The 15,624-nt window shown below is 65.3% G+C and carries 13 protein-coding genes; 3 read left to right on the top strand and 10 right to left on the bottom strand.

Translation table 11 applies throughout. From position 1 onward, the window contains the following. Nucleotides 1-70: 70 nt before the first annotated feature. From JOD97_RS01945 to JOD97_RS01935, 3 genes are all read right to left on the bottom strand, one after another. A complete protein-coding gene (locus JOD97_RS01945; RefSeq protein WP_209712936.1) occupies nt 71-850 on the bottom strand; it encodes an alpha/beta fold hydrolase in 780 nt (259 codons plus the stop codon). A gap of 96 nt (nt 851-946) precedes the next feature. Then, nucleotides 947-1,270 (bottom strand): YciI family protein, encoded by a 324-nt coding sequence (locus JOD97_RS01940; protein ID WP_209712935.1) that lies wholly within the window; start codon nt 1,268-1,270, stop codon nt 947-949. A gap of 15 nt (nt 1,271-1,285) precedes the next feature. Further along, entirely contained in the window at nt 1,286-1,915 is a 630-nt protein-coding gene (locus JOD97_RS01935; protein ID WP_209712934.1) for an FMN-dependent NADH-azoreductase, read from the bottom strand. A 147-nt stretch (nt 1,916-2,062) separates the two neighbouring features. On the opposite strand from JOD97_RS01935, the gene JOD97_RS01930 reads away from it, so the two are divergent. Next, nucleotides 2,063-3,007, top strand: coding sequence for a LysR family transcriptional regulator (locus JOD97_RS01930; protein ID WP_209712933.1), 945 nt, complete (start codon nt 2,063-2,065; stop codon nt 3,005-3,007). 67 nt (nt 3,008-3,074) lie between these two features. On the opposite strand, the gene JOD97_RS01925 is transcribed toward JOD97_RS01930, so the two are convergent. Beyond that, nucleotides 3,075-5,276, bottom strand: a complete 2,202-nt coding sequence (locus JOD97_RS01925; RefSeq protein WP_209712932.1) for an OsmC domain/YcaO domain-containing protein — start codon at nt 5,274-5,276, stop codon at nt 3,075-3,077. Between the two features lie 156 nt (nt 5,277-5,432). Between JOD97_RS01925 and JOD97_RS01920 the strand changes: the two genes are divergently transcribed. Further along, a complete protein-coding gene (locus JOD97_RS01920) occupies nt 5,433-7,409 on the top strand; it encodes a glycoside hydrolase family 97 protein (protein WP_229264149.1) in 1,977 nt (658 codons plus the stop codon). 87 nt (nt 7,410-7,496) lie between these two features. Here the strand turns inward: JOD97_RS01920 and JOD97_RS01915 are convergent, their stop codons facing one another. Next, the gene (locus JOD97_RS01915) at nt 7,497-8,960 is read right to left on the bottom strand and encodes an aspartate/glutamate racemase family protein (protein WP_209712931.1); all 1,464 of its coding nucleotides are present in this window, start codon (nt 8,958-8,960) and stop codon (nt 7,497-7,499) included. Nucleotides 8,961-9,084: 124 nt separating this feature from the next. On the opposite strand from JOD97_RS01915, the gene JOD97_RS01910 reads away from it, so the two are divergent. Further along, nucleotides 9,085-9,981 (top strand): LysR substrate-binding domain-containing protein, encoded by an 897-nt coding sequence (locus JOD97_RS01910; RefSeq protein ID WP_209712930.1) that lies wholly within the window; start codon nt 9,085-9,087, stop codon nt 9,979-9,981. 9 nt (nt 9,982-9,990) lie between these two features. Here the strand turns inward: JOD97_RS01910 and JOD97_RS01905 are convergent, their stop codons facing one another. The 5 genes from JOD97_RS01905 to arsH form a co-directional block, all read right to left on the bottom strand. Continuing rightward, nucleotides 9,991-12,147 carry a peptidase domain-containing ABC transporter gene (locus tag JOD97_RS01905; RefSeq protein WP_209712929.1) on the bottom strand — a complete coding sequence of 719 codons (2,157 nt, stop codon included), beginning with the start codon at nt 12,145-12,147 and terminating at the stop codon, nt 9,991-9,993. A gap of 8 nt (nt 12,148-12,155) precedes the next feature. Continuing rightward, complete coding sequence (locus JOD97_RS01900; protein WP_209712928.1) at nt 12,156-13,481, bottom strand: HlyD family secretion protein; 1,326 nt, start codon at nt 13,479-13,481, stop codon at nt 12,156-12,158. After that, nucleotides 13,478-14,434 (bottom strand): hypothetical protein, encoded by a 957-nt coding sequence (locus JOD97_RS01895; RefSeq protein WP_209712927.1) that lies wholly within the window; start codon nt 14,432-14,434, stop codon nt 13,478-13,480. The genes JOD97_RS01900 and JOD97_RS01895 overlap by 4 nt, the downstream gene beginning before the upstream one ends. 114 nt (nt 14,435-14,548) lie before the next feature. Continuing rightward, nucleotides 14,549-14,713, bottom strand: a complete 165-nt coding sequence (locus tag JOD97_RS01890; protein WP_209712926.1) for a hypothetical protein — start codon at nt 14,711-14,713, stop codon at nt 14,549-14,551. Between the two features lie 186 nt (nt 14,714-14,899). After that, a complete protein-coding gene (gene arsH / locus JOD97_RS01885; protein ID WP_209712925.1) occupies nt 14,900-15,616 on the bottom strand; it encodes an arsenical resistance protein ArsH in 717 nt (238 codons plus the stop codon). Nucleotides 15,617-15,624 lie beyond the last annotated feature (8 nt).

Here is a 15,624-nt window from a genome sequence, read left to right as displayed (position 1 = left end):
AACCCGCCGCAAATGATACGGATCTGGCCGAACCTGTTCCGGTCCAGTATCGAGGCGCCAACGTTCGGCGTCAGCGCGCTGCGCCGCTCGCGGCCCGGCCAATCAATTCGGCGACCTGGCGCGGGTGCGACATCAGTGATAAATGACTCGACTTGAGCGTCATGGTCTGCGCGTTCAACTGCGCGGCGGTCTGGCGTTGCACGGCCGGTGGCAGCGCGTGATCGTCCGTCGTTATCAGGTACCAGGTCGGCTTGTCATGCCAGGCCGCGTGGGTGATCGCGTCCGTGAACGATCGCGCGGCGATCGGCTTGCCGACCGCCGCCAGCACCTGCGCGGTGGCCGGCGGCAGATCCGCCCCCATCACGTTGCGAAACGCCACCGCGTCGTCCAGCCAGATCAGGCCGTTGGCGTCGGGCTTCATGCCTTCCACGGGCGACTTGAAGCGCCGCAGCATGTCCGCAGCCGACTCACCATTGTCGGGCACCATCGCGGACAGGTACACCACGCCTTTCACCGCAGGGGAATTGGCCGCCTCCGTGACAACCACGCCGGCCCACGAGTGCCCGACCAGGATGACGTCGCCCGACTGACGCTCGATCACACGGCGAGTCGCGGCAACGTCGTCAGCCAGCGAAGTCAAGGGCAACTGAACGGTGCTGACGTGATAGCCCTTGCGCTGAAGCAGAGCGATGACTTGCGCCCAGCTGGAGCCATCGGCGAACGCGCCGTGCACCAGCACCACGTTCGGCATCGGCGGGGTGGCCGCTTGCACGGCGAATACAGGCATCAGCGACAACGCGCAGGTAAGCCAGAGACGGAACAGGCGCAACAGGCCGGACCAACGAAACATGATATTTCCCTTCAGAAGAGCGGCCACCTCTAGCCGGCCGGCGGAAGCGGCGGCGAGCGGGTGAACCGGGTAATACTGCGTCAGTGAATGCGAGGTTCAGCTCTCGTTCTCGGATATGGATTTCGCTTCCGCCGCCCAGCGGGCGGGGAACGCCTCGTGGCGCAACGCCGCCGCGACGCACAGCACCTGGACCTCGACCAGTCCGTGGATGACGAACGGGTCCTTGGCCATCATCTGGTCGAGTTCGGCGCGATCGGCGCAGTGCGCCATGATCAGGCCACCGGTGCGCGGCTCCAGCGGGCCGGCGACGGCGATGCGGCCGGCGCGCGTGTTGGCGATCAGCCAGTCGCGGTGTCCGGCTTGTTGGGCGTCGATCTCTTCGGCGGGACGACGGTTGCTCAGGGTGACGATAAACAGCATATGGCCTCCCGCCAGTCAGGACATCAATGCACGGGTGACAGCGTCGCGCACCGTGGCGCGGGCCGCGTCGATCGAAATTTCGCGCAGTTCCGCTCCCTTGGTCAGGCGCTCGGCACGCACAAACCCAACGTTGGCGATGCCAAGGAAGCCGAAGAAGGCCTGCAGATAGGATTCCTGGAAATCCATGCCGGCCGCCGCGCCGGCCGAATACATGCCGCCGCGCGTGGAAGCGACGATCACCCGGCGTCCGCCCGACAGGCCGACCGGGCCGTCGGCCGTGTAGCGGAACGTGCGGCCGGGCTGGGCGACGCGGTCGATCCAGGTTTTCAGCTGGCTGGCGACCGAGAAGTTGTACATCGGCGCGCCGATGACGATCACCTCGCTGGCGAGGAATTCGTCGGCCAGGCGCGCCGACGTGGCGTGCTCGGCGAGCGTCGCCGGGTCGGTGACGGGTTCGCCGGCGGGAGCGCGAAAGCCGGCGGCGATGGCGCCCGTCAGGTGCGAGACGGGCTCCCGCACCAAGTCGCGATGGACCACTTGGGCATTGGGACGCTGCCGCAGCAATTCCTCCACGATCGCCGCGCTGAGCAGGCGCGAGGTGGAGTCGGCGCCGAGAATGCTGGAATCGAGATGCAGGATGTTCATCAGTTGGATCCTTGTTGAGTGATAACGGAATCAACTATAAAGATGGAACGGGTGGCCAACTAGCCGTCGCGGCAAGGACAGATTGTTCTGTATTTGATACAATCGCCTCGTTTTTGCGCAGTTTTGAATCAATCACCGGGATCCGTCTTGGAAGACCTGAACGACCTTGTCTTGTTTGCCGCCGTCGTCACGCATGGGGGCTTTTCGGGCGCCGCGCGCGCGCTCGGCATTTCAAAGTCGCGTGTGAGCCGCCGTGTCGCGGAGCTGGAGGAACGGTTGGCGGTGCGCCTGCTTCAGCGCTCGACACGGTCGGTCAACGTCACGGAGGTGGGCGCCGCCTTCTTTACCCACTGCGAATCGATCGGGGCCGCCGCGCGCGCCGCCTACGAGGTGGCGGAACGCGCCAACGCCCGGCCCTCGGGCCGCTTGCGCGTCAGTTGCCCGATCGGCGTTGCGCACCTGTTCCTCGCCCCCTTGCTGCCAAAGTTCATGCTGGAGAATGCCGACGTGCGGCTGGAACTGGATCTCACCAACCGCCGGGTCGATGTGATTGGAGAAGGCTACGACCTCGCCATACGGATTCGTTCGACGCTGGAGGATTCCGAGCTGGTGGTGCGCAATTTCGGCGTCAGCGACCAGGTATTGGTTGCCACCCCCGCATTCCTGCAGGGGCTCGGGACCGTCATCACCGCGGAGTCGCTGCAGGGCGTCAAGGGAATCGGTCCAGCCGGCGTGCGCAGCGAACGGCCGCGTTGGCGGCTGACGCCACCGGACGGCGTGGAGGTGGAAATCAAATACACCCCCACCTTCGCCAGCGACGACGTCTACCTGATGTCGCGCATGGCCTTGGCGGGCGTGGGCGTGGCACAACTGCCTTTCCATGTTTGCGAGGAGGACATCCGGTATGGCCGCTTGACCGTCTTGCTCCCCGATCACACGCTGCCGGGCCATCAACTGCACGCCGTCTACCCGACGCGACGCGGCCTGGTACCGGCGGTCAAGGCGTTCGTCGAAATGCTTGCGGCGGAGCTGCCGCAGACCATGAAGCAGGCAAATCTAGACTTTCAGGTAACCGTGGCGCGGTCGAGGTGAGGCCGGGGCGGTGCGTGCGATAGCCAATGCCACGTAGGGCGGATTAGGGTCTGGTGCATCCTTCGCCCTAGCTGGATGCGGCGGCTTTGGCCCGCGCCGTGTGCAATTTCTTGTAGCTGTCGATCAGGCGCTCGTGCCGGTCGAGCCCCTCCAGCTTCATGCTGGTCGGCGTCAGGCCGTAGAAGCGCACGCTGCCGTCCACCGATCCCAGCACCGCGTCCATCCGCTCGTTGCCAAACATGCGGCGGAAATTGACCACGTAATCGTCCAGTTCCAGGTCGTCGTCCAGCAGCACTTCCAGCACCACGTTCACGGCCTGATAGAACAGCCCGCGCTCGAGCGTGTTGTCGTTGTATTGCAGGAAGGCTTCCACCAGTTCCTGCGCTTCCTCGAATTGCTGCAAGGCGAGATTAATCAGCAGCTTCAACTCCAGCGTCGTCAGCTGGCCCCACGGCGTGTTTTCGTCGAACTCGATGCCGATCAAGGTGGCGATGTCGCCGTACTCGTCCAGCTCGCTGTTCTCCAGACGCTCGAGTAGCGCCTCCAGGCTGTCGTCGTCCAGGCGATGCAAGTTCAGGATATCGGAGCGGAACAACAACGACTTGTTGGTGTTATCCCAAACCAGATCCTCGACCGGATACACTTCCGAATAACCCGGCACCAGAATGCGGCAGGCGGTGGCGCCCAATTGGTCGTACACCGCCGTGTACACCTCTTTGCCCATTTCCTGGAGTATGCCGAACAGCGTCGCCGCTTCGTCGGCATTGGAGTTTTCGCCCTGGCCGGAAAAATCCCACTCGACGAAATCGTAATCGGCTTGGGCGCTGAAGAAGCGCCACGAGACGATGCCGCTCGAATCGATGAAGTGCTCGACGAAGTTATTCGGCTCCGTCACGGCGTTGCTGACGAAGGTCGGCCGCGGCAAATCGTTCAGGCCTTCGAAGCTGCGGCCCTGCAGCAATTCCGTCAGGCTGCGTTCCAGCGCCACCTCGAAGCTTGGATGCGCACCGAACGACGCAAACACGCCACCCGTGCGCGGATTCATCAAGGTCACGCACATCACCGGATACGTTCCGCCCAGCGACGCATCCTTCACCAGCACCGGAAAGCCCTGCTCTTCCAGGCCATGAATGCCGGCCACGATGCCGGGATATTTGGCCAGCACTTCCTGCGGCACGTCCGGCAAGGCGATTTCGCCTTCCAGAATCTCGCGCTTTACCGCCCGCTCGAAAATCTCCGACAGGCATTGCACCTGCGCTTCGGCCAGGGTATTCCCGGCGCTCATGCCGTTGCTGACGTAGAGGTTTTCGATCAGGTTGGACGGGAAATATACCACCTCGTTATCCGAGTAGCGGACAAACGGCAGCGAACAAATACCGCGCTCCTTATTGCCGGAATTGGTGTCGTACAGGTGCGAACCGCGCAACTCGCCGTCCGGGTTATAAATTTGCAGGCAGTAGTCGTCCAGGATATCGGCCGGCAGCGCATCCTTGCGGCCTGGTTTGAACCAGCGCTCGTTCGGGTAATGCACGAATTCCGCGTTGGCGATGTCTTCGCCCCAAAAACTACCGGCGTAGAAGTGGTTGCAATTGAGTCGCTCGATATACTCGCCCAGCGCCGACGCTAACGCGCTTTCCTTGGTCGCGCCCTTGCCGTTGGTGAAACACATCGGCGAGTGCGCATCGCGGATATGCAGCGACCACACGTTGGGGACGATATTGCGCCACGAGGCGATTTCAATCTTGATGCCCAGGCCGGCCAAAACGCCGGACATATTGGCGATGGTTTCCTCCAGCGGCAGGTCCTTGCCGACGATATAGGTGCCGGTATCCGACGCGGGTTTCAGGGTCAGCAACGCCTGGGCGTCGGCGTCGAGATTCTCCACTTCCTCGATCACGAACTCCGGGCCGGCCTGCACCACCTTTTTCACGGTACAACGGTCGATCGAACGCAAAATCCCCAGGCGGTCCTTTTCCGAGATATCCGCCGGCAGTTCGACCTGGATTTTAAATATCTGCTGGTAGCGGTTTTCCGGGTCAACAATATTATTCTGCGACAGACGAATATTTTCGGTAGGAATATTGCGTGTTACGCAATACAATTTAACGAAATAGGCCGCGCACAAGGCCGATGAGGCCAGAAAGTAATCGAACGGGCCAGGTGCGGAGCCATCGCCCTTGTAGCGGATAGGCTGGTCGGCGATCACCGTAAAATCATCGAACTTGGCTTCGAGACGCAGCTTGTCGAGAAAGTTGACCTTAATTTCCATGGGAGAATTCCAATATTTAGTGCTCAAAATGAGTTGGGCACCATTATCCGTTGTTTTGGCCGGGCGGCAAAGACTGCTGACCGCTGACCGGCCCCCTGCCGCCGCCAGAACTGGCGGCATTTCAATGCAAACCTGTCAATTCGGAGACATACAACCATGCCAGATCACGTCCGCGCCGCCACCCTGCTCGCGATGACCACCGTATTAGCCGCGATCGGGTCCGCCCACGCGGAAACCGTCACCGTTAAATCGCCCGGCGGCAGCAATGTGGTGACCATCGACAGCGACAAGCTGACCTACTCGGTCAGCCGCAACGGCAAAGTCATCATCGAGCCGTCGCCACTGGGATTAAATCTGGACATCGGCGCGATCGGACCCGGCGCCAAGCTGACCGGCAGCACCAAAGGCAGCGTCAACGAAACCTACGACATCGTGCTGGGCAAGGCCCGCAGCGCGCCCGACCACTACAACCATGCCGACCTGGCGTTTGCCGCCGCCGGCAAGCCGCTCAACTTCCATCTGCTGGTGCGGGCGTACGACGACGGCGTCGCCTTCCGCTACACGCTGCCGGAGCAAGCCGGCGTCAGCGCGGTCAAGGTCAAGCGCGAGCACACGCAATTCAACTTCGCCAAGGACTATGACTGCTGGGGCGCCAACATGGGCCGCTTCGACACCAGCTTCGAGGGCGAGTACGACCAGACCAAGGCGTCGAAGATTCGCGACTTCCACCATTACATCGCGCCGCTGGTCTGCAAGACGGGCGCCGGCCGCACCACCTTCGCCATCGCCGAATCGGACGTCAAGGACTATCCGGGCTTCTTCCTGTCCGGCCGTGGCGACGCCGGCCTGGGCGTGGCGGTCACGCTGCCGCCGCGCTTCGACAACGACCGCAACTTCCGCTCCCGCAAATCCGTCCTGGCCAGCGTGCAGCTCAAGGGACAAGGCTTCCAGACGCCGTGGCGGGTGGTGATGCTGGCCGACGCGCCGGGCGACCTGGCCGCCTCCTCGCTGATCCCGACGCTGGCCGCGCCGTCGCAAATCAAGGACACCAGCTGGATCAAGCCGGCCAAGACCTCGTGGGACTGGTGGAACGATTGGGCCGTCGACGTGCCCAACGCCGGCATCAATACCGCCACCTACAAGGCCTTCATCGATTTTTCCAAGCGCATGAAGCTCGACGATATCCTGATCGACGAAGGCTGGTCGGTCGGCAGCGACATCGAACCGAACGCGGACGCCGACGTCACCCGGGGCAAACCGGAGATGGACATGCCCGCGCTGCTCGACTACGCCAAATCGCAGGGCGTGGGCGTGTGGCTGTGGCTTCAGTGGCAGCAACTCGACAACCAGATGGACGCGGCCTTCAAGCAGTACGAAGCCTGGGGCATCAAGGGCGTCAAGGTGGACTTTATGAACCGCAACGACCAGGAAATGGTCGACTGGTACCACAAGGTGCTGGAAAAGGCGGCGGCGCACCACTTGATGGTCGACCTGCACGGCGCCTATCCGCCCAATGGCCTGAACCGCACCTGGCCGAACTACGTCACTCAGGAAGGCGTGCTGGGCGCGGAGCACAACAAGTGGAGCGCGCGCGTTACGGCCACGCACAACGTCACGCTGCCGTTCACCCGCATGATCCTGGGGCCGATGGACTACACGCCGGGCGGCTTCCGCAACGTCACGCCGGCCGGGTTCAAGCACCGCAACCACGAGCCGGTTGTGATGACCACGCGCGGCCAGGCCGTCGCCATGTACGTGGTGTACGACAGTCCGCTGCAGATGGTGTCGGACGCCCCGGCCGCTTACGTCAACGCCGACGGCGCCGAGTTCATCCAGACGGTGCCGACGTCGTGGGACGAGACCCGCATTTTGGCTGGCGATATCGGCCAGTACATCGTCTCGGCGCGGCGCAAGGGCGACACCTGGTACATCGGCGCGATGACCAACGAGTCGGGGCGCACGGTGAAGGTGCCGCTGTCGTTCCTCGGCAAGGGCGCCCACAGTGCGCATGTGCTGCAGGATGGTGCCGAGCCCACGCGGCTGACGGCCAGCGACAGCAAGGTTAGCGCCTCCGGCAGCCTGACGTTGAAGCTGGCGCCGTCCGGCGGGGCGGTGGCGGTGATTAAGCCCTGATGATTTTCGTTGGGCGGAACGCCGTGATCGGCCATGCATGCGCTGTCGACGGCGCATGCATGGCGGATTACGCTTCGCTAATCCGCCCTACGTGATTCCGATGGACGCTTGATTTAGCGGGCGGGACAACGCGATGCACCTCCGTGCCAGGATGGCGGTGGGGTCGAGGACTACCACCGAGCGTTCGCCCACAATCAATGCCGGCTGCTCCGGCAGCAACAACGGCAATTCCGTACATCCAAGCACGATGACGGTCGCGCCACGCTCCGCCAGATGCGTTACAGCCTCCATCAGCATCGCCTTGCACGGACCGTCCACATGGCCCGCCTTCACACCCTGCTTGCCGTAGATCGCCTCCATCACCAGCGCTTGGTGGGCCGCGTCCGGCACGATCAATTCGAAATCGCCGCCGCGCGCCGCTTCGTGATAGACGCCGCTGCCCACGGTGCCTGTGGTGGCGAGCAAGCCGACCTTGGCGTGCCCGGCACAATGCTCGTTGATGTGGCGCACGGTTTCGGACAACATGTTTACGATCGGTATGGCCAGGCCCGGCTGCAGCCTAGCCACATACGCATGCGCGGTGTTGCATGGCATGGCGATCAGCGCGGCGCCGTTGGCTTCCAGGCGCTTGCAGGCGGAGTACAGCGCCAGCGTCGGGTCGGCCCCTTGCCCGATGAGATTGGCGGTCCGGTCCGGTATCTGCGGGTTGTGGTCGACGATCAGGCGGATGTGGTCCTGATCGCGCTCCGCGCGCGTGTTCCGTATGATTTTTTGCATGAAATCCACCGTCGCCGCCGGACCGATGCCGCCAACGATGCCGAGCTTGAACGCCGGCGGCCTTCCCCCATCCCGCCATGCCAGCGCGTAATCCACATAGATCTGGTGACTGTCCAGCACCGGCAGCCCGCGTCGGCGCAGCGCCCCGGCGAGCGCGGCGATCTCGCTGACGCCGGGGATGATGACCTCGGCGCCCTGCTCCAGCAATTCCTCGCATGCGCGCTGCAGCCGGTCCAGCACTGCATCGCCGGCCGATCCGGCCAACACGCCGTCGGCTCCATAGATCGCCGGCGCCACGCAACTCTCGTACGTCCGCCGCGATGGATAAATGAGCCGGTCCGCGTCGATATACCGCTCGAGCAACCGGCTGGTACGCACGTAATCGGTGCACAGCACGCCCAGCTTCCCGGTTCCGCCATGCAGCCGCTGTCCCAGCGCGCTCATCATGTTTAGAATCGGTATCTGTAGCTCGGCCTGCAGTTCCTCCAAAAACGTGTGGCTGATAAAACATGGCAGCAGTACGCCGTCGGCCCGGCGCTGTTCAAGCCGCGTGGCCGCATCGTACAAATATAATTTACGGCCGCCGATGCGCTCCCGCTCGGCCCCCGTGCCGTCGCCCCGAAGATACGGCAAACGCTCCAGGTCCAGCAGATAGCGGCCGGCGGCGCCGCTGGCGGTCACCGCTTGCCGCAGTTTGCCGTACAAATCGATGCCGGCCAGCTGTCCCAGCCCACCGATGACGGCGAGGTGACGGGGCGCGGTGTTTGCGGTCATGGCGAATTCCTTTTTCTATCGTGGAGACCCACGATATCGGACCTGGCCGCGATGGTTATGCAAGTTTGCTCTGATACTATGCGGAATCGGAATAGCGACCAGGGCGGCAAAGGAGAGCGGGCGGATGGACATCAAGTGGCTGGAGGATTTCATCAGCTTGGCGCAGACGCGCAATTTTTCGCGGTCGGCCGACGACCGCAACGTGACGCAGTCGGCGCTGAGCCGGCGCATCCAGTCGCTGGAGGCGTGGGTCGGCGCCGATCTGGTCGACCGTGGCAGCTATCCGCTGGAGCTGACGCCGGCCGGCAAGCTGTTCGGCGCCGCCGCCACCGAGGCGGTGCGCCTGTTGAACGACACCCGCGCCATGCTGCGCGTCGAGCAAACCAACGACCAGGTGCTGCGCGTGTCCGCCGGCCATGCGCTGTCGCTGAACTTCTTCCCCAACTGGCTGAACTCGGTGCAAGCCTGGCACGGCCCGCTGCCCGCCCGCATCCTGCCGACCAATGTGCACGATTCGGTGCTGGCGCTGGTCGAAGGCAATTGCGACCTGCTGCTGTGCTACCACCACGCCGACCTGCCGGTCGAGCTGGACGCGCGGCGCTTCGAATACCTGCACCTGGGCGACGAAACGGTGATGCCGGTGTGCGTGCCCAACCGCGCCGGCTCGCCCGCCTTCGCCCTGCCGGGTGGCAAGGCCGCGCCGCTGCCTTATTTGAGCTACACGGCCACCTCCTATTTCGGCCGTGTGGTGCAGCGGCTGCAGGAGCGCGCCGGCCAGCCCGCCTGCCTGCAAAGCTGCTACGAAAGCGACATGGCCGAACTGCTCAAGACGATGGCGATGTCCGGCCATGGCGTGGCGTGGCTGCCGGAGAGTTGCATCGGGCGTGAGCTGGCCGAGGGCAAGCTGGTGCGCGCCGGCGGCGAGCTTTGGACCATGCGGCTGGAGATCCGCCTGTTCCGCGCCATCGCGCACCGCAAGCCCATGCTGGACGCGTTGTGGGACAAACTGCGCGTCCTTTGACGGCAAATCCTATTCAAGCGCCGCCGCAGCCATCTCGCGGAAACGTCCCCGGCCGCCCTCCCCGCGCAGGTCGGCCGCGACCTTGCCGTTTTCCAGCACGATGATGCGGTCGGCCGCCAGCACCGTCTCGAGCCGGTGCGCCACGATGATGCGGGTCATCGGCAATTGCGCCACCGCCGTGTTGACCGAACGCTCGCGCGCCAGGTCCAGATGGCTGGTCGCCTCGTCGAGCAGCAGCAGGCCGGGTTCCCTGTACAACGCCCGCGCGATCAGCACGCGTTGCTTTTGTCCTCCGGACAGCACGGCGCCCATATCGCCGATCAAGGTGTGAAAACCCATCGGCATGGCAAGGATGTCTTCCAGCACGGCGGCCTGGCGCGCGCAGGATTCTATTCTTTCCTGCGACGGCGCGTCGGCGAAGAAGCTGATGTTGTCGGCGATCGAGCCGGCGAACAGTTGGTCGTCCTGCAGCACCACCCCGATCAGCGAGCGGTAGTGCCCCAGCGCGCGCGACGCCAGGGCCCGGCCGTCGATCCTGAGCTCGCCGGCGCAAGGTTCGAGCAGGCTGGCGAGCAGCCGCAGCAGCGTCGTCTTGCCGCAGCCGGACGGGCCGACGATCGCCACCGATTCGCCCGGCGCGATGGCCAGGTCGATACCGTCGAGTATCCACGGATCGCTGGCGCCGTAGCGGAAGCGCAGGTCGCGCAGCTCGACGGCCAGCGGCGCGCGCGCCGGCGCGGCCATGGGCGGCGCTTCATCCGGCTCGGCCGGCGTCAGCGCGATGTCGGCCAGGCGCTCGGCATGCAGGCGCAACATGAACAGGTCGAGCGCCTTGTCGATCAAGGCGCTGACGCGCGTCAGGAACTGGTCCTTGTAGCTGATAAAGGCCAGCAGCATGCCGACCGAAAACTGGTTGGCCAGCACCCGCTCGGCCCCCAGCCAGACCACCAGCACGGCGACCAGTCCGATCAGCGCCGCGTTCACCGAGCGGAACATCACCCCCAGCTGCTGCGTCGTCACCTGGCGGTTGACGGTCTGCACCAGCAGATTGATCCAATGGGTCTGGCGCGCGAGCTGTGCGTTGAACAGCTTGATCGTTTTTATGCCGCGCAAGGTTTCAAGGAAGTGGCTGTCGCGCCGCGCGCCCCAGACGATCGCCTCGGCCTGGGCGTTACGCAGCGTCGAGTACGACAGCGCGCGCAGGGCAGCGTACAGCACGCCGCCGGCCAGCACGATGGCGGCCAGGTCCGGCGCGTAGCACAGCATCGCGACCAGCGTGATGGCCGACATGAACCCGTCGAGCAGGATCTCGACCAGGTCGGTGGTCAGCGCCTGCAAAATGGTTTCCTGCGAACCGAAGCGCGACATGACGTCGCCCAGGTGGCGGCTTTCGAAATACCGGGTCGGCAACCGCACCAGATGTCCGAATAGCGAGCCCCGGCCCGACACCTTGACCGTGCCGGAGATGGCGATCAGCGTGGCGCCGCGCATGGCGCCGATCGCCACGCGCAGCAGCATCATGAACAGCAGCGCGCACGCCAGCGTGAGCAGCAAGTCGCGGTCGGCGCTGACCAGCGCGTCGTCGACGATCCACTGCATCAGGAACGGGCTGGTCACGCCGAGCAGCTCGATCGCCAGCGCCATGACGGCCAGCGTGAGCAGCGAGCGCTTGACGCCGACGATGCGGCCGAACAGCGCGCCCACGCGCAGGCGCGGCTCCGGTTCGGCGCGGGCGACGTCGTGCGCGAGCGCGAGCTCCAGCGCGATGCCCGTGAAATGGCGCTGCAGCTCGGCGTGCGTCAGCCGCCGCACGCCGACGGCCGGGTCGTGGATCGAAACGGCGCCCGCGCTCACGCTCTTGAGCACGACGAAGTGGCTCAGGTCCCAGTGCAGGATGCATGGCGTGGACAGCAGGCGCAGCTCGTCCGGCTCCAGCCGCAGCGGGCGCGACGCCAGGCCGAGATGGCCGCTGATGGCCACCAGATCCTTGAGCGAGGCGCCGCGCAGCGACAGCCCGAAGCGGCGCCGCAGTTGCGACAGGCCGGTGTCGCGGCCGTGATAGGCGGCGACCATCGCCAGGCAGGCCAGGCCGCACTCGGCCGCCTCGGTCTGCAGGATCAAGGGCAGGCGCATGCCGAGCAGCGCGCCGAAATCGGACTGTTTCATGGGCTGCTTCATGATTTCCAGTTCCCCGACAGCGCCCGCAGCGGATCGAGCATCCATTGGTACAGCCGGCGGCGGTCGAGCAGGATGTCGGCGTCGAGCTGCATGCCCGGCTGCAGCGGCATCGGCTTGCCGTAGACCGTCACCTCCTGCCGATCGAGCCGCACGACGATGCGGTACAAGGCCTCGGCGGCGCCGCCCGGGTTGGCGTCGCGGTTGCCGCCGGCGGCGAACCCGGCCGGCAACTCGGCCGGCTCGATCGGGCTGCGCGACACGCTCACGACGGTGCCCCGGTAATGGCCGAACTTCTGGTACGGATAAGCGCGATAGCGCAGCAACACCGCCTGCCCGGCCCGGACGAAGCCGACCGCCCGGCTCGGCGCGTACAGGTGCGCCTCGTGCGGCACGCCGAGCGGGACGATCGACAGCAACGACATGTCGGGCCGGATCGCGGCGCCCGGGCTGGCGTGGATGGCCGTGACGGTGCCGGCCTGCGGCGCCGGGATCGACAGCGAGCGCCGCGCCTCGGTCTCGGCCAGCTCGCGCGAGGTGGCGGCAATGCCGCGCTTGATCGTTTCCTCCTGCGCGGCCAGCCGCAGCGGTATCTCTTTGAGCTCGCCGTCGAGGGTGGCGCGCTCGCGCGCGGAGGCGATCAGGCTGCGCTCGAGCGCCGCCACCCGCGCCGCCTGCTCGACCGCGTCCTGGCTGGCGGCGCGCACCTGCTGCTCGAGGGCGAAGCCGATCAGGCGCAGCTCTTTCGCGCGCGCCTCCCATTGGCGCGCCATCTCCAGACGCGACTTTTGCAGGCCGATCTCCTGCGCCAGCTTGCGCTCCTCCTCGGCCATCGCCGCCAGCCGCCCCTCCAGGTTGGCGCGCCGCTGGCTGAACAATTGTGCGCTGCGCTCGCTGTCCAGGCCCAGACTGTCGCGCTGCGCGGCCAACTCGTGCGCGACCAGGGCCTGGGTCGGCCCCAACGCCGCGCTCTGCTCCTCGGTCGACAGCGCCATCAACGGCTGGCCGCGCGCCACGGTCTCGCCCTCGTGCACGAGCACGCGCGTGGCGACGCCGGCGCGCGGCGCGAACACCCGCACCACCCCTTGCGCCGGCACCAGCCAGCCGGCCACCCGCGCCTTGCTGGTGTAGCTGCCCAGGGCCAGCGCGGCGACGATGGCCGCCACGGTCAGCGCCGCGCTGGCGGCAAACCAGGCGTGCATCGGGCGCGGCTTGAGCAGCACGGTGCCCAGCCACTGGTGCTGGCGCTCCTGCAACAGCTCGGGACGGAACAGCGGCAAGGCGTCCTCGTCGTGCCGCGGCGTGCGCTCTGGCGCGTCCATCATGCTTCCGTGAAGTAGTCGCGCACCTCGTAGCTCAGCTCGATCACGCGCGTCATCTTTTTCACCGGCAGCACCTTGCGGATGCGCGGATCGAGGAAGTCCTTCAGCAGCGGCGGGCGCGGCGCGTTGAAATAGTAGCCGGGATCGCTGGCCACGCAGGCCTTGGCGACGATGTCGAGCTCATCGCGGGAGGTCACGGTTTGCACCACGCATGGCGCGTAGCGTACGCCGAGCTCGAGCAGCGCGCAGGCGCGATGGTAGCCGTTGTGCAGCAGCAGCCGGCCGCTGTCGTCGTCGCACACGGCGTTCATGAAATTGCAGCTGAAGCCGACGACCAGGGCCAGCGCGCCGGCGACCGGGCCGAACGAACGATAGTTCTCCAGTTGGCCTTGCTCAAGCATGACGGGCTCGTGGAAGCGGAAATCGGTCGACTCGCTGCGGAACACGTAGCGTCGGGAACCGGCCGCGCGCAGCTCGACAGGAGCCGGGCTGTCCTCTTGCGGCAGGCAAAAGCGCAACAGCGCGGCCGGATCGGGGGCCGCGCCCAGGCGCGCCTTGATCCGCTCGACGAAGGTATGGGTGACGTGATTCTGGCACACCACCAGTTGCGCCAGGTCCACCATCTGTATGGTGACGGGCAGGCTGTCGAAGGTGCGCGTATAGGCCGCGCTCAGCGCCAGCTGCGCGACCAGCGGCGCCAGCGCGGGGTCGAGCGGCGGCGTGACCGGATGGTCGGCGACGCCCGGCTCGCGCCGCGCCAGCTCTTCGTAATACAGCGCGGCCGCGCTCCACTCGCGCACCAACTCGGCACGCTGGGCGGCCAGGCCGGGCGCGCCCATGTCGTCGATGAAATCGAGGTACTTGCGCAGCGGCGCTTGCCCGAGCAGCCAGGTTTCGTGCTGCCCGGTTCGCTGCGGAGCGAGGATCGCGGCGGTTGGCACTTTGTCTCGTTTCATGACGGCTCCTGTTCGGCTAAGGCGTATGCATGATCGGCATCGGCGCCGGGGCCCACTCGTACGCGCGGGCCCCGGCGCTCCGGCGGTTAGGCCGGCAGGGTGACGCAAGTGCTATCAGTAGGTGCAGCTACGGCTCTTGCCCTTGCTGTGGCTCTTGCCTTTGCTGTCGCTCTTGCCCATGCTGTGGCTCTTGCATTTGCTGTCGCTCTTGCCGCTGCCACCAGTGGTGTTGCCGCCGCCGTAGACGTGCTGCAGCTCGGTGCTTTTGAGGTTACGCATGATGATCTCCTTGAGAAATGCGGGCGGATTGCCCGGGGATCGAAGCCCCAAGGACTATGCTAGGTCGATATCAAGGCGCTAGTTTGCGAACAAACAAACTCAGCGTAGAGGCGCGCCGATTACGGCGCGATGGAGGCAGTGGATGATGTGGCTGCGAAAAAGAACGCGCGTGGCGCGCCGATGCCGTCAGATTTTCTTGATGGCCGCGTCGATCGCTTTCATTTGCCGTTCGTTGCGCTCGCTGTAACGGTCGGTCAGGTAATCCGCCCTGCCCCGCATCAACAGCGTCATCTTGAACAGTTCCTCCATCACATCGACCACGCGGTCGTAGTAGCCGGACGGCCGCATGCGACCGGCATCGTCGAACTCCTTGTAGGCCATCGGCACCGACGATTGATTCGGGATGGTGAACATGCGCATCCAGCGGCCCAGCAGGCGCAGCGTGTTGACCACGTTGAACGATTGCGAACCGCCGCACACCTGCATCACGGCCAGGGTGCGTCCCTGGCTGGGGCGGATCGCGCCCATCTCCAGCGGAATCCAGTCGATCTGGTTCTTCATGACGGCCGTGACGGCGCCGTGGCGCTCCGGACTGCACCACACCTGGCCCTCGGACCACAGGCACAGCTCGCGCAACTCGACCACCTTCGGATGGTCCTCGGGCACGCTGCCGGCCATCGGCAACGCCATCGGATCGAAGATTTTCACCTCGGCGCCGAAGTGCTCCAGGATGCGCGCCGCCTCCTCGGTCAGGAAACGGCTGAAGGAGCGCTCGCGCAGCGAGCCGTACAGCATCAGGATGCGCGGCGGATGGTCCAGGTCGCCGGCTTGGGCGAGCTTGTCCAGCGTCGGCAAATCCAACTGTTCGGGATTAATGTTGGGCAGGTTGGTGATCTTTTCCATGTTTAAAT

Origin of the sequence: Duganella sp. 1411, from assembly GCF_017833525.1 — a bacterium.
In the GTDB taxonomy this organism is placed as follows: Bacteria; Pseudomonadota; Gammaproteobacteria; order Burkholderiales; family Burkholderiaceae_D; genus Rugamonas.
This window is presented reverse-complemented; position numbering and strand designations above follow the sequence as displayed.

Excerpts from the sequence above, each read along its gene's own strand:
- JOD97_RS01945 (WP_209712936.1), bottom strand. The coding sequence starts at position 850 with ATGTTTCGTTGGTCCGGCCTGTTGCGCCTGTTCCGTCTCTGGCTTACC.
- JOD97_RS01940 (WP_209712935.1), bottom strand. The coding sequence starts at position 1,270 with ATGCTGTTTATCGTCACCCTGAGCAACCGTCGTCCCGCCGAAGAGATC.
- JOD97_RS01935 (WP_209712934.1), bottom strand. The coding sequence starts at position 1,915 with ATGAACATCCTGCATCTCGATTCCAGCATTCTCGGCGCCGACTCCACC.
- JOD97_RS01925 (WP_209712932.1), bottom strand. The coding sequence starts at position 5,276 with ATGGAAATTAAGGTCAACTTTCTCGACAAGCTGCGTCTCGAAGCCAAG.
- JOD97_RS01920 (WP_229264149.1), top strand. The coding sequence starts at position 5,433 with ATGCCAGATCACGTCCGCGCCGCCACCCTGCTCGCGATGACCACCGTA.
- JOD97_RS01915 (WP_209712931.1), bottom strand. The coding sequence starts at position 8,960 with ATGACCGCAAACACCGCGCCCCGTCACCTCGCCGTCATCGGTGGGCTG.
- JOD97_RS01910 (WP_209712930.1), top strand. The coding sequence starts at position 9,085 with ATGGACATCAAGTGGCTGGAGGATTTCATCAGCTTGGCGCAGACGCGC.
- JOD97_RS01905 (WP_209712929.1), bottom strand. The coding sequence starts at position 12,147 with ATGAAACAGTCCGATTTCGGCGCGCTGCTCGGCATGCGCCTGCCCTTG.
- JOD97_RS01900 (WP_209712928.1), bottom strand. The coding sequence starts at position 13,481 with ATGATGGACGCGCCAGAGCGCACGCCGCGGCACGACGAGGACGCCTTG.
- JOD97_RS01895 (WP_209712927.1), bottom strand. The coding sequence starts at position 14,434 with ATGAAACGAGACAAAGTGCCAACCGCCGCGATCCTCGCTCCGCAGCGA.
- JOD97_RS01890 (WP_209712926.1), bottom strand. The coding sequence starts at position 14,713 with ATGCGTAACCTCAAAAGCACCGAGCTGCAGCACGTCTACGGCGGCGGC.
- arsH (WP_209712925.1), bottom strand. The coding sequence starts at position 15,616 with ATGGAAAAGATCACCAACCTGCCCAACATTAATCCCGAACAGTTGGAT.